At 36.6% G+C, this 18,580-nt stretch carries 15 protein-coding genes and 1 rRNA gene; 11 read left to right on the forward strand and 5 right to left on the reverse strand.

The genetic code is table 11. The features are described from left to right. Positions 1–16: 16 nt before the first annotated feature. The gene (locus BM211_RS21890) at positions 17–760 is read right to left on the reverse strand and encodes a C39 family peptidase (protein WP_090999563.1); all 744 of its coding nucleotides are present in this window, start codon (positions 758–760) and stop codon (positions 17–19) included. Positions 761–1,051: 291 nt separating this feature from the next. Here BM211_RS21890 and BM211_RS21895 point away from each other — a divergent pair, with 291 nt between their 5' ends. The 7 genes from BM211_RS21895 (at position 1,052) to BM211_RS21925 (ending at position 8,548) form a co-directional block, all read left to right on the forward strand. Beyond that, on the forward strand, positions 1,052–2,458 hold the full coding sequence (locus BM211_RS21895; RefSeq protein WP_035433425.1) for an amino acid permease: 1,407 nt from the start codon (positions 1,052–1,054) through the stop codon (positions 2,456–2,458). Between the two features lie 289 nt (positions 2,459–2,747). Then, positions 2,748–3,617 carry a cytochrome aa3 quinol oxidase subunit II gene (gene qoxA / locus BM211_RS21900; RefSeq protein WP_090999565.1) on the forward strand — a complete coding sequence of 290 codons (870 nt, stop codon included), beginning with the start codon at positions 2,748–2,750 and terminating at the stop codon, positions 3,615–3,617. A gap of 33 nt (positions 3,618–3,650) precedes the next feature. Further along, on the forward strand, positions 3,651–5,585 hold the full coding sequence (gene qoxB / locus BM211_RS21905; protein WP_035433427.1) for a cytochrome aa3 quinol oxidase subunit I: 1,935 nt from the start codon (positions 3,651–3,653) through the stop codon (positions 5,583–5,585). A 13-nt stretch (positions 5,586–5,598) separates the two neighbouring features. After that, complete coding sequence (qoxC, locus tag BM211_RS21910; RefSeq protein WP_035433428.1) at positions 5,599–6,201, forward strand: cytochrome aa3 quinol oxidase subunit III; 603 nt, start codon at positions 5,599–5,601, stop codon at positions 6,199–6,201. A 2-nt stretch (positions 6,202–6,203) separates the two neighbouring features. After that, positions 6,204–6,503: a cytochrome aa3 quinol oxidase subunit IV gene (gene qoxD, locus BM211_RS21915; RefSeq protein ID WP_035433429.1), complete on the forward strand. Its 300-nt coding sequence runs from the start codon at positions 6,204–6,206 to the stop codon at positions 6,501–6,503. A gap of 416 nt (positions 6,504–6,919) precedes the next feature. After that, positions 6,920–7,144, forward strand: a complete 225-nt coding sequence (locus tag BM211_RS21920; RefSeq protein WP_035433431.1) for a DUF4022 family protein — start codon at positions 6,920–6,922, stop codon at positions 7,142–7,144. A gap of 228 nt (positions 7,145–7,372) precedes the next feature. Beyond that, positions 7,373–8,548, forward strand: a complete 1,176-nt coding sequence (locus BM211_RS21925) for a M20 family metallopeptidase (protein WP_035433432.1) — start codon at positions 7,373–7,375, stop codon at positions 8,546–8,548. A 175-nt stretch (positions 8,549–8,723) separates the two neighbouring features. Here BM211_RS21925 and BM211_RS21930 read toward each other — a convergent pair whose 3' ends face one another. The 3 genes from BM211_RS21930 to BM211_RS21940 are packed head-to-tail and all read right to left on the reverse strand — an operon-like array spanning position 8,724 to position 11,078. After that, positions 8,724–10,124 carry a nucleoside recognition domain-containing protein gene (locus tag BM211_RS21930; RefSeq protein ID WP_035433433.1) on the reverse strand — a complete coding sequence of 467 codons (1,401 nt, stop codon included), beginning with the start codon at positions 10,122–10,124 and terminating at the stop codon, positions 8,724–8,726. After that, positions 10,102–10,824, reverse strand: coding sequence for a FeoB small GTPase domain-containing protein (locus BM211_RS21935; RefSeq protein ID WP_035433434.1), 723 nt, complete (start codon positions 10,822–10,824; stop codon positions 10,102–10,104). Before BM211_RS21935 ends, BM211_RS21930 begins: the two co-directional genes overlap by 23 nt. Beyond that, a complete protein-coding gene (locus tag BM211_RS21940; RefSeq protein ID WP_035433435.1) occupies positions 10,821–11,078 on the reverse strand; it encodes a FeoA family protein in 258 nt (85 codons plus the stop codon). The genes BM211_RS21935 and BM211_RS21940 overlap by 4 nt, the downstream gene beginning before the upstream one ends. A 637-nt stretch (positions 11,079–11,715) precedes the next feature. Between BM211_RS21940 and BM211_RS21945 the strand changes: the two genes are divergently transcribed. The 3 genes from BM211_RS21945 (at position 11,716) to pstA (ending at position 14,498) form a co-directional block, all read left to right on the forward strand. Beyond that, complete coding sequence (locus BM211_RS21945) at positions 11,716–12,612, forward strand: phosphate ABC transporter substrate-binding protein PstS family protein (protein ID WP_090999569.1); 897 nt, start codon at positions 11,716–11,718, stop codon at positions 12,610–12,612. Between the two features lie 75 nt (positions 12,613–12,687). Then, positions 12,688–13,578, forward strand: a complete 891-nt coding sequence (gene pstC / locus BM211_RS21950; RefSeq protein WP_141771688.1) for a phosphate ABC transporter permease subunit PstC — start codon at positions 12,688–12,690, stop codon at positions 13,576–13,578. Positions 13,579–13,580: 2 nt separating this feature from the next. After that, complete coding sequence (gene pstA, locus BM211_RS21955; protein WP_090999574.1) at positions 13,581–14,498, forward strand: phosphate ABC transporter permease PstA; 918 nt, start codon at positions 13,581–13,583, stop codon at positions 14,496–14,498. 423 nt (positions 14,499–14,921) lie between these two features. Here the strand turns inward: pstA and BM211_RS21960 are convergent, their stop codons facing one another. Beyond that, positions 14,922–17,966 (reverse strand): efflux RND transporter permease subunit, encoded by a 3,045-nt coding sequence (locus BM211_RS21960; RefSeq protein ID WP_035433439.1) that lies wholly within the window; start codon positions 17,964–17,966, stop codon positions 14,922–14,924. Positions 17,967–18,379: 413 nt separating this feature from the next. Between BM211_RS21960 and BM211_RS21965 the strand changes: the two genes are divergently transcribed. After that, positions 18,380–18,580: ribosomal RNA gene (locus BM211_RS21965) — 16S ribosomal RNA — on the forward strand; the annotation flags it as partial.

The following is an 18,580-nucleotide window of genomic DNA, read 5'->3' on the forward strand; positions in this document are numbered from 1 at the left end:
AGCTTTCTTTCCATCATTACAAAATAGTAATAGCTTGTTTTCCCATTTGCTCCCATGCTTTTTCAAATTGAGAGCGCGGAATACTTTTACGCGGTTTACTTGCTAGTGGATCATTTACATATACAAAGTTTTGATCATAACCAGTAATAACTACACTATGTTCAAAATATGTAATCTTTAATTCTCCGGCATTTGTATTCCAACTTTCAAAGCTATCCGCAGCTAGCGGCTGAAAAGTTGTATTAGCAATAATCCATACTGGCGAACCAGCGCTAAGTACTTTATATATATCTTTGATTTCTCTTCCTGATAAATCAATCGTTTTATCAGGAACATATTTTTGTGCTAATTTATAAATTGGTTGATGGTATACACCGTAGCCTCGTTCAGACTTTGTGTAAATATTTCCAACAAATCCTTCGTGTGGATTTCCCTTCACACCGTTTGATTCAAATGGGACACGAGTAATTTCATTCGCAAGCGTCATTTTGTCCACTTTAATTCCTTTATATTGCAACAACATTGCTAAACTAGTCACTTCACAGCCGCGCTCTAATTCAGGAAGCTGTTTAATAAATGGAACATTTTCAATCATCGCTTGCTCTTTCATTTTGAATGAAAAGTCTACACGTAGTTCTTGCGTTTTTTGAAAGATTTTATTTTTTCCTGTTTCAATTACGCCCATAACTTCTTTATTGCATGCCACGCAAACAATAACGCAAATACTTAAAATACATATGTATTTGATGCTTCTAAACATATCTCTAACTCCATTACATAATTATTTTCCTACATTTTGAAAAGGATACTCTCTTCATTGTACCTTTGTTTGTACTAGTTTACTAGAACGATTCTATAGATTGTTATTCCAACATTCAGATCTAAAAATTCTTACTTTTTTAAATAGAAAGAAAAATAAATATACAATTTTAGAATATTTTGTTAAAATAAAAACATGTTTAACTTGGTTAAGTTTATTTGATGAGGGAAAATTGAATTGGCGGTTCACTAATGCTTTCTAAACATTATAAAAATATGAGGTGAGGGGTATATGATACAAGAAGAGAAGCAGCAAAATGAGCTAAAACGTACGATGCAAAGCAGACACCTCTTCATGATTGCTCTTGGGGGAGTTATCGGAACTGGATTATTTATGGGATCTGGACAAACTGTTCACAATGCTGGACCAGGAGGAGCCATTCTTGCCTATTTAGTTGGCGGATTTGTTATGTATTTAACGATGCTTTGTCTCGGGGAGCTGACGGTAGCAATGCCTGAATCAGGTTCTTTTCAAAGTTATGCTAGCAAATATATTTCACCTGGTTTTGGATTTGTGGTGGGTTGGATGTATTGGCTAAACTGGGCTGTAACCGTCGGAGTTGAATTAACGACTGTCAGCATTTTAATGAAGCGCTGGTTTCCAGATGTTTCATCTTGGATATGGTGTGTTTTATTTGCTGCCATACTCTTTATTGTAAACGCTTCCTCTGCGCGTGCATATGCAGAAGCTGAATTTTGGTTTGCAAGTGTTAAAGTAATAACAATTATTCTTTTTATTTTACTCGGCGGCGCTGTTATGTTTGGTGTATTAGACTTTAGTGGTAAGCCGGCACCAATGTTCCATAACTTCACAGAAAATGGCGGGTTATTTCCAAACGGGTTGCTAGCTGTTCTTCTTACAATGATTACCGTTAACTATGCGTTCCAAGGAACAGAATTAATTGGTATTGCTTCGGGTGAAAGTAAGCAGCCGGAAATAACAATACCGCGTGCTATAAAAAGTACAATTTGGCGAACACTTTTCTTTTTTGTTCTTGCCATTTCAGTGGTTGTAGGGTTACTACCGTGGAAAGAAGCGAATCTTGTGGAAAGCCCATTCGTACTCGTTTTTGACACAGTTGGAATCCCGTATGCAGCAGACATTATGAACTTTGTTATTATTACAGCTGTATTATCCGTAGCAAACTCTGGTTTGTATGCAAACTCCCGTATGCTGTGGGCGATGGCAAAACAAGGGATGGGAAGTCAGCGCTTTACAAAATTAACGAAAAAAGGGGTACCGATCAATGCCTTAATTTTCAGCTTAATCTTTGCTGGACTTTCTCTTTTAACAAGTGTATTTGCCGCTGATACCGTCTTTTTAGTATTAACATCTATTGCGGCTATGGCAGCTGTTGTTGTTTGGATGTCGATTGCTGCATCTCAATTTTTCTTTAGAAGAGAATTTATTAAGAACGGCGGGGATATACGAGATTTAAAATATCGTGCACCGCTTTATCCACTTGTTCCTATTGCAGCGTTCTCTTTAAACTTTATTACATTTATAAGCTTAGCATTTATTCCAGAGCAACGAATTGCTTTATATTGCGGCATACCATTCATGATTATTTGTTACATTTTTTATAAATTAAAATATAAAAAAGTTGTCACATTTGACAAGCAAAAAAACGTCTCTTGAAAATAAACTAAATATACAAAATATTCAGCTGTCTTATCATAAGATAGCTTTTTTCTATTTATTGGATATCCTGGTATAACTTTATTTATCTTAAAATTCCAAAAAACAAAACATGCTTCTAAAAATGGTTTACAATATATTCAAGTTGCAAATGGTTTTGAGTGTAAAAACCGTGTATTTGTGTCTATTTTTTAACAATATCTCAAAAACTATTGCTATCTATAAATTAATAGGTTTATATTGTTTTATTGGCATAGTTTCAATCCAAGGAGAAAGGAGATTTTCAATCGTGCAACTGAAAAAAAAATTTTGGAAGTTGGCTTCTCTTCTTCCACTATCATTACTCTTGTTCCTCGGTGGATGCGAAAAAATCGCTGTATTAAATCCACAAGGGCCTGTTGCAAAATCGCAGTATGACTTAATTATTTGGTCGCTCATTCTGATGTCCGTAATAATTGTAGTTGTATTTGTCCTATTTACAATCATTTTAATTCGTTACCGTGAAAAACCAGAAAACATGGATTATGAGCCACCTGATATACACGGTAATACTCTTTTAGAAGTTATTTGGACTATTTTCCCTATTATCATCGTGGTTGCGTTAGCAATTCCCACAGTGAAAGCAACATATGCATCGGAAAAACCACCAGAGCAAACGAAAGATATTAAACCTGTTGAAATTTACGTTACATCTGCTAACTGGAAATGGTTATTCAGTTATCCTGAGGAAGGAATTGAAACCGTTAACTATTTAAATGTACCAGCAGGTGTACCAATTCAATTTAAGTTAACTTCTGTTGGTCCAATGAATGCTTTCTGGGTTCCAGAACTTGGTGGAATGAAGTATACAATGGATGGCATGATTATGGATTTATATTTACAAGCTGATAAGCCAGGCTCTTACACTGGACGTAGTGCAAACTTCTCCGGTGAAGGATTTACTCACATGGAATTTGAACTTGAAGCGAAAACAAAAGAAGAATATAACAAGTGGGTAAAAGAAGCAAAAGGTGCTCCTAATTTATCAGAAAACAAATATAAAGAAATCATTCAACCGGGTGTAGTAGGGCGTATGACATTCTCTAATACACATTTAAAATATGTAGATCCAAAATCACTTGAATATTGTGATTACAACTACTACAAAAACAAAAAGTAATAACGAATATTCCAACAGATTGGAGTGAATATAGTGAAGCTTGATGAATTTTTTGTCACAGGCGATCCGATTATCTACGGAGCGGATGCATCTATTGTTCTTGTGACGTTAGGAATCATTTTTGTGCTGACAAAGTACAAAAAGTGGAGATGGCTTTGGGATGAGTGGTTAACTTCTGTTGACCATAAGAAAATTGGTTTGATGTATATCATTTCAGCAATTGTTATGATGTTCCGCGGCGGTATGGACGGATTAATGATTCGTGCTCAGTTGACGTTCCCTGACACAACATATTTAAACGCTGAACACTATAACGGAATCTTTACAACACACGGTACAGTTATGATTCTCTTCATGGCAATGCCGTTTGTTATGGGACTTATGAACGTTGTTGTTCCTCTTCAAATTGGAGCACGTGACGTTGCATATCCTTTCTTAAATGCATTAAGTTTTTGGTTATTCTTCGTAGGTGCTATGTTATTTAACATCGCCTTCGTTATCGGTGGTTCTCCAGACGCTGGGTGGACATCATACTTCCCAATGGCTGGTACAGAATTTAGCCCTGGGGTAGGAAATAACTACTATGCAATTGCAGTGCAGATTTCAGGTCTCGGGACGCTGATGACAGGGATTAACTTCCTTGTAACAATCTTGAAAATGCGTGCACCAGGCATGAAATTAATGCAAATGCCAATGTTTACTTGGTCTATTTTAATTACATGTCTTATCATCATCTTTGCATTCCCAGTATTAACAGTTGCTCTTGCATTAATGTCATTTGACCGTTTATTCGATGCTCACTTCTTTACGATGGCGAGCGGCGGTATGCCAATGCTTTGGGCGAACTTGTTCTGGGTATGGGGTCACCCTGAAGTATATATCGTTATTTTACCGGCATTTGGTATTTTCTCTGAAATCGTAAGTACGTTCTCACGTAAACGATTATTTGGATATACAGCAATGGTTTACTCAATGGTTGCAATCGCAACTTTAAGTGGTCTTGTATGGCTGCATCACTTCTTTACAATGGGTGCAGGTCCAGCAGTTAACTCATTCTTCTCGATTTCGACAATGGCGATTTCGATTCCAACTGGTGTTAAGATCTTTAACTGGTTGTTTACGCTTTATAAAGGACGTATTCGTTTTACAGTTCCAATGCTTTGGTCATTGGCGTTTATTCCAAACTTCGTAATTGGTGGGGTTACGGGGGTTATGCTTGCGATGGCAGCAGCTGATTATCAATACCATAACAGCTACTTCCTAATCGCTCACTTCCACTACGTATTAATCGCAGGTACAGTATTCGCGATGCTTGCTGGATTTACATTCTGGTATCCAAAGATGACTGGTCATATGCTAAATGAACGTCTTGGTAAATGGACATTCTGGATCTTTATGATCGGATTTAACATCTGTTTCTTCCCAATGTATTTCCTAGGTTTAGACGGTATGACTCGTCGTATGTACACTTACTCTGCAAACCTTGGATGGGGCGGATTAAACTTAATCGCATCTGTCGGTGCAGTAATGATGGCAGTCGGCTTCGCTATATTATGCTACAACGTAATTTATAGCATTCGTCATGGTGAGCGCGATGTAACTGGAGATCCTTGGGATGCTCGTACACTTGAATGGGCGACACAATCTCCTGTACAACATTACAACTTCGCAAAATTACCAGAAATTAAGTCTAGTGATGTATTCTGGGAAATGAAGAAAAATGGTGAGTCTATTATACCAAAACCTGAAGAATTAAAACCGATTCATATGCCGAGCAATTCAGGTGTTCCAATTATTATGTCTTGCTTTATCGGTCTTGCAGGTTTTGCGTTAGTATTTAGCTGGTTCGGGTTAGCAATTGTCGGTGGTATTGGTATGTTAGGTTGTATGATCTGGCGCTCGTTTGATTACGACGACGGATACTACGTTAGCGTAGATGAAATTAAAAAGACAGAACATGTTGCATGAGAGGTGAAACGAAATGGCGGCTTTAGATAAAAGCTTACCTCTAGAATATCAATCCGAACAAAGCAGATTGAATATTTTAGGGTTTTGGGTTTTCCTTGGGGCTGAAATCGTGCTGTTTGCAACGCTTTTCGCCTCTTACCTAGTATTAGCTGGTCGTACGGCGGACGGTCCAACACCAGCACAGATTTTCGAAATAAAACCTGTTATGATTGAAACACTTTTACTTTTAACAAGTAGTTTTACATGCGGGATTGCAATTCATGAAATGCGTAAAGAAAACAAAAATGGTATGCTTCTATGGTTTATCATTACGTTACTATTAGGTGCTGGCTTCCTTTACATGGAGATTGAAGAGTTTATGATGTATGTGGGCCAAGGTGCTACACTACAAACAAGCGGATTCTTATCTGGATTCTTCGTTCTTCTTGGAACGCACGGTGCCCACGTAACAGGTGGTATCATTTGGGCAACTTGTGTTATTATCCAAATTTTAAAACGAGGACTGACACCAGTTACAGCTCGTAAAGTATTTATTATCAGCTTATACTGGCATTTCCTTGATGTTGTTTGGATCTTCATTTACACACTAGTTTACTTGAACGGGATGGTGGCGTAATAATGGGACAAAACAATACAAATGCTCATAGCGGATTTCCATGGTCACACGTTTTTGGATTTATTTTATCGCTTGCATTAACGTTCCTTGCTTTATACGTAACGTTAGAGACAAGCTTGCCACTTTCAACAATCTTAACAAGCATTCTTGTAATGGCAGTGGCACAAGCAGCATTGCAATTAGTTATGTTTATGCACATGACGGAAGGAGAGGGACTAATACAAACAATGACAATCGTATTCCACTTTTTCATTGCGGCAGTAACGGTTGTTGGTACAGTTTGGATTTTCTTCTCTATGTAATATATTTAAAAACCTGTTGGGACATTGTCTTAGCAGGTTTTTTTATAAGCAAATTGTTCTGGTAAATACACAAAGAAACGTATGTTAAAATGAGCCTTCATTGTATAAGAAATTCGTAACTACTCAGCGATACATTTCATTTAGAAGTTTGGTAAGAGGTATTATTTCAGTGAAAATATGCTTACCTATAGAAAGTTATTTTCATTTTTCAGCATATAGCTTGCTGCCTTTCTTTGTTTTAAATCTTTGCACGTAGCAGTATACATAGCTAGTCCCTCCTGGAACATTAAAAAAGTGCTTTTCTGCTTATTTTTCATAGAGTGACTAAGTAGTTACAGAAATCCATAATATTCCTTAAGATTCACCTCTTTGTATGGTAAAATATTACTATTATATAAACAAGGAAGTGTCAATACATGTCAATCTCAACTTTAGCTCTTTTGTTACTTGGGGAAGTGCTTGTTGCAATTATACTAATTGGCTTAAGCATTGAAATTTGGAGTTATGGGTGGAAAAAAACAAATGCAGTAAAATATTCTTGTATCTTATTTTCTCTTATTATGGGAACGAGTAGTGTATTAGGGCTTTGTGTCGCACCCGCTTATTTCTTTTTACAGCTTATAGATAAGGCGAATATTTGAGTATATCGCTATTGATCAAGAGTTAGAGATTATATACAAGTTAAAAAACTTTTCATTTTAAGTGGAGACAAGAGCATCATAAAGAACAGGCTATCATGTCTAAGAGGCAGAGCTAGACATGATAGCCTTAAAATGAACATATAATAACTTTAATTATCAGAATAGTTTTTGTTTTCAGGTGTACAAGTTATAATAACAGTTAATGCAATGAAGAAAGGATGATTGTATATGGACTTGATCCAAAAGACATCTATTTCAAAAGAACAGCTTATTCAATGGAGAAGACACTTTCATATGTACCCAGAGATTTCTTATTCTGAAGAAAAAACATCTCAAATGGTTTATGATATACTGCAAACATTTCCTCATTTAGAAGTTTCACGTCCGGCGCGTTATAGTGTAATGGCACGATTAATTGGGAAGCGACCTGGACGAACAATTGCGCTTCGTGCCGATATGGATGCACTACCTATTGAAGAGGAAAACAAGTTTGAGTTTGTTTCCCGTAATAAAGGAGTTATGCATGCATGCGGACATGATGGACATATGGCGATGTTACTGGGAACGGCATATACACTTTCGGAAAAATATGATCAAATTGAAGGGGAAATTCGCTTTTTATTTCAACACGCTGAGGAAAACTTTCCAGGCGGTGCACAGGAAATGGTTGATGCGGGTGTTATGGAAGGCGTTGATTGTATTATTGGCGCACATCTTTGGTCACCGCTTGAAGTTGGGAAAGTCGGCGTTATATATGGTCCGGCAATGGCTGCTCCAGATGCATTTTCGATTACGATTATTGGGAAAGGTGGACATGCTGGTATTCCGCATGAAACCATTGATAGTATTGCAATTGGTACACAAGTTGTTTCGCAATTACAACAAATTGTCTCAAGGCTCACGAATCCGTTAGATTCATTGGTGTTATCGGTAACGCAGTTCCATGCAGGGACAGCTCATAATGTAATTCCTGATAGTGCGACAATTGGTGGGACGGTGAGAAGTTTACGAAATGAGCTTCGAAAACAAACAGCAGAGCGCATTGAGAAAATTGTAAAAAGTATTACGGAGGCATACGGTGCATCTTATACATTTACATACGAATATGGATATCGCCCAGTTGTAAATGAAGAAGCTGTAACAAGACATGTAGAAAGTACGGCATTGCAACTTTTAGGAAAAGAATGTGTTATTCGTTTACAACCAACAATGGCTGGCGAAGATTTTTCAGCATTTTTACAAAAAGCTCCAGGTACATTTTTCTTTATAGGGGCTGGAAATGAAGAGAAAGGGATTATATATCCCCATCATCATCCGCGATTTACAATTGATGAGGATGCTTTGCCAATTGGCGTAAGCATATTTGTTTCGTCAGTTTTGGATTTCATGAAAGGCCTAGAATAACATTATGTTTCGCTCAAGTTATCCTGTTGGTAAAAGATAACTTTTTTAAATATCTTGCAAGTAATGGAAGGAACTGAAAAAGTCCGTTTCAATATAAAAAAGAAGATAACCATTTATTTCTCTGTTGGTTATCTTCTTTTTGTTCTATATATATGGACGGGATTTTCAATCGGTACTATACGAGTCCTAACCAGTTTACTAATTGCGCGGACAGGAATGTAACAACAATGGCAATTACAGTTGGAATTGCGAAGGAAAGAAAAGTCCATTTTGCACTTTTTGTTTCTTTATATATATTCACTAACGTTGTTCCACACGGGAAATGAAGAAGAGAAAACAGCATCATATTTAATGCAGTTAGCCAAGTCCAGCCGTGATCGAGAAACAACTGTTTAATTTGTGTTAAATCATCTAACTCAGTTAATGAACCTGTTGATAAATAAGCCATTAATAAAATTGGAACAACAATTTCGTTTGCTGGTAAGCCGAGAATAAAGGCTGCTAAAATATATCCGTCAAGCCCGAGTAATTTTGCAAACGGATCTAAAAAATTCACGACATACATAAGAAGACTTGTGTCTCCAATAAATACATTTGCTAATATCCACGTTAATGCCGCTGCAGGTGCTGCGACGATAATGGCACGCTTTAGAACGTATACTGATTTATCAAGTGTTGCACGTACGATCGTATCCAAAATTTTAGGCTTTCGATAAGGTGGTAATTCTAGCGTGTAGTGGGTTGGGACACCTTTTAAAGCTGTTTTTGAGAGTACCCATGATACAGTTAAAGTCATGATAATACCAATTACAACCATACCGACTACAACCCCAGATGTTACAAATGTTTGCATTCCCCCTGTATATCCAGCAGCCATAAATAAAGATGCTAATAGAATAAGTGTTGGCCATCTTCCATTACAAGGAACAAAGTTATTTGTTAAGATTGCTAGCATACGTTCACGTGGTGATTCGATAATACGCGTTGACATAATGGCAGCTGCATTACATCCAAACCCCATCGCCATCGTTAATGATTGTTTTCCATGTGCTCCAGCGCGTTTAAAGAGGCGATCCATGTTAAAAGCAACACGTGGCAAGTACCCATAGTTTTCTAATAAAGCAAACATTGGGAAGAAAATAGCCATTGGCGGCAACATAACACTAATAACAGCCCCTATTCCGCGGAATAAACCGAGAATGAGAATGCCATGTAGCCACTTTGGAGCATTTATTGCTTGGAACCACGTTGTTAAATGCCCCTCTGCCCATCCGAAAAATTCAGCAATCATATCAGAAGGGATGTTAGCCCCTGCAATTGTAAGATAGAAAACAATAGATAAAATGGCAAGCATAATAGGGAAGCCGAATATAGGAGAAGTGAAGATTTTATCAAGCTTCTCTGAACGATATAATTTATTTTTATCTGTATATTGAACTGAATCTTTACAAATAGTAGCTGAGGCACGGTAAATATCACCGACAATTTCATCACGAATATCCTCTTTTACAAGCGTTCGCGCATGCTGAACGATATAGTCTAATGGAAGAGCTTTACTGGTTGAATGAGATTCCATTCATTACGACCTCCCTTACAAGTGGTTCTTCATGATGCTTTTGAAGAGATTCTAAGAAATTTTTGTCCCCATCTAACATGCGAAGTGCGATCCAGCGAGTAGGATAAGTGTCTCCGAACATTTTATATATTTGCGGCTCGAGCTCCTGAATCATCTTTTCTATTTTCTCGTTATAAGTAATTTGGAAAGGTGTAGGAATTAATTTTCTATTCGCTACTTTTTCGATTTTGTTTAGCAACTGATCAATTCCGAATTTATTGCGGGCAGAAATTTTTACAACGGGAACTCCAAGCGATTTCGCTAATTTTTTCTCATCGATTAGAATGCCCTTTTTTTCAGCCTCATCAATTAAATTCACACATATAATTACTTCTTTTGTCATTTCCATTACTTGCAAGGCTAAATTCAAATTTCTTTCCATTGCAGTGGCATCAACAACAACAACTGTTACGTCTGGTTTTTCAAAAATAATATAGTCACGTGCTACTTCTTCATCAGCAGAATTTGAGTATAAGGAATATGTTCCTGGCAAATCGATTACAGTATAGAGGTTTCCGTGATGCTCGTATTCACCTTCAGCTTTTAATACCGTTTTTCCTGTCCAGTTTCCAGTATGCTGTTTTAATCCGGTTAACGTATTAAATAGTGTACTTTTTCCTGTGTTTGGATTCCCAGCTAATGCAATGCGATGTTTCTTCATTGTGAATCATCTCCTGTCAAGCTTCCTAATATGAGAGAACTCTCTTCACTTCGAAGCGCGATTGTTGTATTGCTTACTTGATATGCAATGGGATCACCAAGCGGGCTCTTTTGTAACACTTTAATTGTTGCACCTGGAATGAATCCTAAATCTAGCAGGCGACGTTTCATCGTTCCTTCTAAGTTGATTTTTTCAATTTGTACGAGCTGACCTGTTTTAAAAGTAGAAAGTGGTTGAGTTTTAACCGATGTCATAAGAGTTACCTCACCTCTATTTTTTTAGTGCGAGTTTAAAAAGTTTCCCTAAGGAAACTTTTTGTTACTATCATACTAGATGATAGTGAATGATGTTGTCAATTGTTAATTTAGAAATATTCAATTATTTATTTAATTGTTCCAATTTATCCCGCATTAACTGGCCGTAAAGCCTCTCCTTATGGAAGTTTCACCCCAAGTAAAAAACGATATAAAAATTTTAGGGAGGGACGAGAGCATCCATATGTAAAGTTTAAAACGAAACTAAAAGGAAAGAGCGAGTAGAGGTCATGTTGTTTTCTGCATGGCAGCGATTTATATGTAAATGTTAATCCGTTGTGCGCTGAGTTTTTAGTTGTTTTAACAGGATAAACGTAAAATTATATATCGAAATTTACATTCAATTTACATTATTAAAATTAAATTTACAATGTGTGCGGTTTCTTGAGATTTTTTACTTCCTTTGTAGAGAAACAGTGAATATATACAGCCTTTTCTAAGAATTTACTGTCTTTACTTAAAATTTAAAAACGCTTAACACTGGCATAATATTATTGTTCTACAATGAATTTGTATTAAGAGTTATACACATAAAAACGTGGGAATGCAAAGTGATAATAAAATGGGGGTACAAAACATGGGTATGAAAAAAGGTTTGAAATTTTCTTTAGCAGCATTAGTAGTTGCTGGTGCTTTAGTAGGGTGTGGGAAATCAGAAGGCGCAAAGGAAACTGCTAAAGGTACTAATGAAACGAAGCAAGAATTATCGGGTACAATTACAGCGGCTGGTTCTACAGCGCTTCAACCACTGGCTGATGAGGCAGCTAAAGAATTTATGGACAAAAATTCAAAAGTATCAATTACAGTTCAAGGCGGCGGTAGTGGTACTGGAATTAACCAAGTAGCTTCTGGTGCTGTACAAGTTGGTAATTCTGATGTTCCTGCTGCGGATAAAATAAAAGAAGCAGATAAAGCGAAAGAATTAGTGGATAACAAAGTTGCAGGTATCGCATTTGCATTAGTGGTAAATAAAGATGTAAAAGTTGATAACTTAACATTAAAACAAGTACAAGATATTTTCTCTGGTAAAGTTACAAACTGGAAAGATGTTGGCGGAAAAGATGAAAAAATCAATATCGTTAATCGTCCAGCAGCTTCTGGTACACGTGCTACATTTGAAAAAACAGTTATGAAAGACGTAAAAATTAACGATTCTACAGGTACAACACAAGATTCAAATGGTGCAGTTGAGCAAGCGATTAACTCTACACCAGGATCTGTTAGCTACTTAGCTATGTCCTACATGACTGGTGACAAAAAAGGCTCATTAAAAACATTAAAAATTGATGGTGTAGAACCAAAAACTGAAAATATTTCTGCTGGTAAATATCCGTTCTGGTCTTATGAATACATGATTACAAAAGGCGAAGCAAAAGATGCAACAAAAGGCTACATTGATTATGTAAAAGGTAAAGACTTTGAAAAGAAAGTAGAAGAGATGGGTTACATCCCAATGTCTAAATTAAAGCAATAAAATAATATAAAGCGGGGCTGGCTGTTTAGCCAGTCCTGTTCATTTCAATATATGAAGTGAGGTTGTGGTCTTGTGATGAAGGGGAAAAAACAAATTAACTACGTAAAAAGTGAATATATTGGAAGAACACTTGTAACGATTTGTGGTTTATTAATTGTTGCTATTACATTAGCTATTATCGCATTCATTTGTGCAAAAGGAATTCAATCATTTACACAAAGTAATATTTCGATTTCAGAAGTGTTTACATCAACAAAATGGGCTCCGAATGAAGGGAATGGAAGCTTTGGAGCTGTTATTTTCATCGTTGGATCTACTTTAGTGTCTCTTGGGGCAGTAATTATTAGTGCACCCATTGCAATTGCACTCGCAGTGTTTATGAATTTAATTTCTCCGAAGTTTGGAAACAGGGTGTTAAAACCAGTTTTAGAATTGTTGGTAGGGATTCCATCTGTTGTATATGGTTTACTAGGTGTTACGATTTTAATTCCGATTTTACGAGATTCATTTGGTGGTGTAGGATTTAGTTTAATTGCCGGTGTTATTGTATTAAGTATTATGATTTTGCCAACGATTGCAAGTATTGCTTCTGATGCAATTCGTTCGGTTCCTTTTGATTATTTAGAAGCCTCTTATGGTTTAGGATCGACGAAATGGCAAGCAATTAGTCGTGTTATTGTTCCGGCTGCAAAAAAAGGTATTTTAACAGGGGTTGTTCTTGGAGTAGCTCGAGCTTTCGGGGAAGCGCTAGCGGTGCAAATGGTAATAGGAAATACAATAAAATTACCAGAAGGAATATATAGTCCAACTTCAACTTTAACGGGTATTTTGACAATGGATATGACAAATACGTTAAATGGAACAGCCTGGAATAATGCGCTATGGACGTTAGCGATGATACTACTTTTGATTTCGTTCTTATTTATTGTAATAATTCGAGCGATTGGCCAAAGAGGTGAAAGATAACGATGAATGCTAGAACAGTTAATAAGATATGGACAGGTATTTTATATGCAGTTGCCTTCTTTATAGTCACTTTACTTGTTTTTCTTGTATATGAAATTTTACAAAAAGGTTGGGGATTTTGGGATCCGAGTTTTTTATTTGGAGAACCGAGTAATACAAGAGCAGGAGGGGGAATTGGACCTCAATTATTTAACTCTTTTTACATGCTTGTTATTACATTGATTATCTCAATTCCTTTAGGTCTCGGTGCAGGGATTTACTTGGCGGAATATGCAAAACAAGGTCGTTTTTTAAATTTTGTTCGCTTATGCATTGAAACAATGGCGTCCTTACCTTCTATTGTAGTTGGTCTATTTGGATTGCTTGTGTTCGTTACAACAGCGGGTTGGGGATATACTGTCATGGGCGGAGCTTTAGCCTTAACAATTTTAAATTTACCAGGTTTAACGCGCGTTTGTGAAAATGCAATGACAGAAATTCCAACGAATGTGAAAGAAGCAAGTCTTGGGTTAGGTGCAACGAAGTGGCAAACAATTGTAAGAAGTATGCTTCCATCTGCATTGCCGCAAATTATTACAGGTGTAATTCTAGCAGCTGGACGTATTTTTGGTGAAGCAGCGGCACTCATTTATACAGCTGGATTAACGTCACCAATTTTAAACTCAGCAGCGGATTTTTCAAGCCCTTCACATCCATTAAATCCATTTCGACCAGCAGAAACATTAGCGGTGCATATTTGGAAGTTGAATTCTGAGGGAATTATCCCTGATGCAAAACTAATTGCAACAAAGTCAGCAGCAGTATTAATTATTATGGTATTACTATTTAATATTATTGCTCGTTTTACTGCGTCTGTACTTCATAAGCGTTTTACTGGTACGAAAAAGTCACGTAAAAGTAGTAAGGTAAAAGCAGCATAGCTTTTATAAACAAAGTGAATAAAAAACTCCTTTTTTTAGGTGGGCGAGAGGATCTGGCCGTGCATAGAAGCGGTCAGGTCCTTTTTCTGCCATGTGCAAGGTTTAAACCAAAGGGAGAAAGCGAGTGGGGATTACTTTTTGTTTTGTATAGCTACGATTTGTATATAAGGGAATGCTGTTAGATTGTTCTATACAGCATTCCCTCATATTATTTTTTATAACAATTAATTGCTTCTATATAAATACAAGTTGAAAAGCAGAGATAAAAGAACTTTCTTTTAGATGGGTGAGAGGGTCTGGCCGTGCGTAGAAGCGGTCAGGTCCTTTTTTCTGCCTCTTGCCAAAGGAGTGAGCGAGTTCTACACAATTTTGAGAGAAAAAACAACAGCCGTATTCAGAAGTCTGAATACGGCTGTTGTAACGTTAAGATTTAGGAACATCTGTATAAGGTTCGTGTCGGTTTTTGCGATGCTTTTTACTACCGATTTTATCTAGCAATTCGTACATAACGGGTACGACAACTAGTGTTAGTAATGTAGAAACTAGTAAACCGCCAATGACTACAACAGCTAAGCTTTTTGATACCATACTTCCGGCCTGTGCATCACCGAATAATAGAGGAAGCATTGCGAAGATGGTTGTAATAGCTGTCATAATAATTGGGCGCAATCGTACAGAACCAGCTTCTAATAGTGCTTCTCTTGTTGCCATTCCTTTTTCGCGATTTTGTTGTACACGTTCTATTAAGACAATGGCATTCGTTACAACAATTCCGATTAGCATTAAAGCTCCGATCAGAGAGTTTAAATCGACAGGTGTTTGTGAAATTATTAAACCTAAAATTCCGCCAACAGCTGCTAATGGCAGAGAGAACAAAATTGCAAATGGTGCGCGTGCTTGCCCGAAAGTAATAACCATAATTAAGTAAACGACACCGATTGCGATTCCCATAACCTTAAATAAATCAGTGAAATTTTCTTGCATCGATTCTGTTGCTCCGGCAATGTTAACTTTTGCCCCATCAGGCAATTTTAAATCTGCAATAGCTGTATTTACTTCTGCGCTTACTTTGCTTAAATCTTCATCTTTTGCTTCTGCTGTAACTTGAATTGTTTCTTTTCCATCTTTGTGGAATATTTCAGTTTGTATTTGTTTTTCAGAAATCGTTGCAACATCTTTTAATGCGATTAAGCCAGTAATTGGTGATAGGATGTTTGAGTTTAAAATCGTATCTTTATTAGGTGTCTCTGTTTTTTTGTGTTCTAACATAAGAGTTGTCTTTTCGTTGTCTAGTGTGATTTGGCCAATTGGTGATTTTTTCATTAAAAATGCAACTTGTTGTCCGATGACTTCGGAATTTAAGCCTGCCTTTTCTGCTTTTGTTTGATCGACGTTAACAACCCATTCGTTTTTCTCTTCCTCTGTATTGGTTTTTACTTTTGAAAGACTATTTAAGCTTTTTAATTTTGTAGTAACAAGGTCAGAAGCTTGTTTTAAATCTTTATTATTGTTTGCAGTGATATTAAATTGTAATGCGTTTCCACCGCCGAAACTTGAAAAGCTTACTTTTATATAATCAAATGTCGCTGGTTGAAATTGATTCTGTTCTTTTTTTAGTTTATTAATGTACGGTTCAAGGTCAATGCCCTTTTTAAAATCTATAAATATACTTGCAAGATTGTTTTTTCTCGTTTGTCCCCATTGTGCATCTTCTGCAGCGGAACCCATTTGTAATATAACGTTTTTTACATTTGGATCTGCAAGTAATTTTTTCTCAAATTCAAAAGCCTGCTGCTTCCCTTTCTCTAAATCGTAATTAGCAGGGAATGTCATATTAATAGAAAGCATGGTGTTATCATCAGATTTAATGTTCGCTTTTGGGAGTAGAATGTAAGCTGCAATTGAACCGACAAATAATAAAAAAGCGGTAAATAAAATGATAAATTTATGTGATAACGACCATTTTAAAATGGCTGTATAACGTTTCGTTTCTTTTTGCTCTGTATGTGTTGTTTTCCTTAAAAGTAGAAAAGCCATGAGTGGCACAACTGTCAAAGCCACTAATAGAGATGAAAGAATTGAATAAACAACTGCTAATACCATAGGCAACATAAATTCACCGATTCCGCCTGATACAAGACCGATTGGTAAAAATACGGCGACGGTTGTTAAGGTAGAAGACGTAATTGCGATTGCTACTTCTTTCGTAGCGTCAATAATTAAGTCTTTCGAGAAAGAATCTTTTTGTAAACGACGGAAGATGTTTTCAATTACAACGATGCTATCATCGACGAGACGTCCGACAGCAACTGCCAATCCACCTAAAGTTAAAATGTTTAAAGTGATATTAGACTGATTAAGTAAAAAGAGTGTAAGAAGTATGGATAATGGGATACTAACAATCGAAATTAGAGTAGTACGAATGTTACGCAAGAAAATTAAAATGATGAATGTAGCGGCAATCGCGCCAAGCACAACTTCTTTCCCCATACTTGTAACAGCATTTTGGACTTGTTCGTGTGTAGACATAAGTGTTTTTATAGTGAAAGTTTCTTTATATTTCTTATTTATATCATCAACCTTTTTCTCGATTTCTTTTCCGATTGTAACGGCATTTTTGCTCGGTTCTTTCGCAACGACTAGTACAGCGCCGTCATCGCCGTTAATGTGAGAAATAGCATCATGATGTTGTTTTAATTCAACTTTTGCGATGTCGCGTAACTTTAGTTCAGGTGTTAGTGTAACATTCTGTATATCATCAACGCTTTTTATTTCTCCAATTACGCGAAGTAGGTAATTTTCATTATTTATAGATATTTGCCCAGCTGGTATAGAAGCTTCTTTTCCTTGCAGGGCGGATACGATTTGTGATGTTGCGATGTTTTTATCTTTCATTTTAGCGGGATCTAATACAATAGATAACTCAGATGTTGATTTCCCATAAAACATAACATTAGAAACGCCATCGATACTTTCAAGTTGTGGGACGATTTCTTTTTCAATTTGTTTCTCGTCAGCTTTTGTGAAGCCATTTTTCTTTTGGACTGTAATTTGTGCGAGTGGGATCATAGAAGTATTTAGTTGGCTGATAACAGGTTTCATGACGTCTTTTGGAAGTGTGATTCCGTTTGTGAGTTTTTCGACTTCACGCGCTGCATCTTTCATATTCGTCTTTGCTTTATACATAATTTCAATTTTTGATAAGCCTTCACTTGTTGACGATGTAATGGTATCGACATGTGCAAGGTTTCGGAATTGCTTTTCGAGAGGGTCTGTCACTTCTTTCGTCATTGCTTCAGCATCTAGCCCCTCAGATAAAGTGGTAATTGTTATAGTTGGTTGATCCAGGCTTGGTAAAAATTCCATCGGTAATTTAGAGCCGGAATAAATACCTAATACAGAGATGAGAAAAACCATGATGATAATGGCGGCCCTATTTTTCAATGAAAACTTCGTCAATCTTTCCATAAATGAATTCCTCCATAATAGTGTTTTGATGGTTTACTGTTTTACTATATAACAAATGCCAGGGAATTACGGTTAAGAACATGTAAAAATTTTCTAAAAAAATTCTTAAGTAAGGTATTTCTTGTATGGTTAGCTAAAGGTTTATAAAAGAATTGAATGGATAGCATAAAAAACTTCATATTTTTTTAAAAAATGCTTGTTTTTATAAAAAGCAGATGATATATTAATAAACGTCGCTGCTGCACGAAAGCAGAAAGCGAAATGAAAAAAGAAGTAAAAAACAATGTTGACATCGAAAAACAAAGATGTTAACATGAGAAAGTCGCAAATGAGCGACGGACAAGTTCTTTGAAAACTGAACGAAACAAACAACGTGAAACGTCAATTTTTATTTATGATGCTAGACAAACACTTTATTGGAGAGTTTGATCCTGGCTCAGGATGAACGCTGGCGGCGTGCCTAATACATGCAAGTCGAGCGAACTAATTAAGAGCTTGCTCTTAAGAAGTTAGCGGCGGACGGGTGAGTAACACGTGGGTAACCTGCCTATAAGACTGGGATAACTCCGGGAAACCGGGGCTAATACCGGATAACATTTTGCACCGCATGGTGC

Source organism: Bacillus sp. 491mf (assembly GCF_900112415.1).
Classification (GTDB): domain Bacteria; phylum Bacillota; class Bacilli; order Bacillales; family Bacillaceae_G; genus Bacillus_A.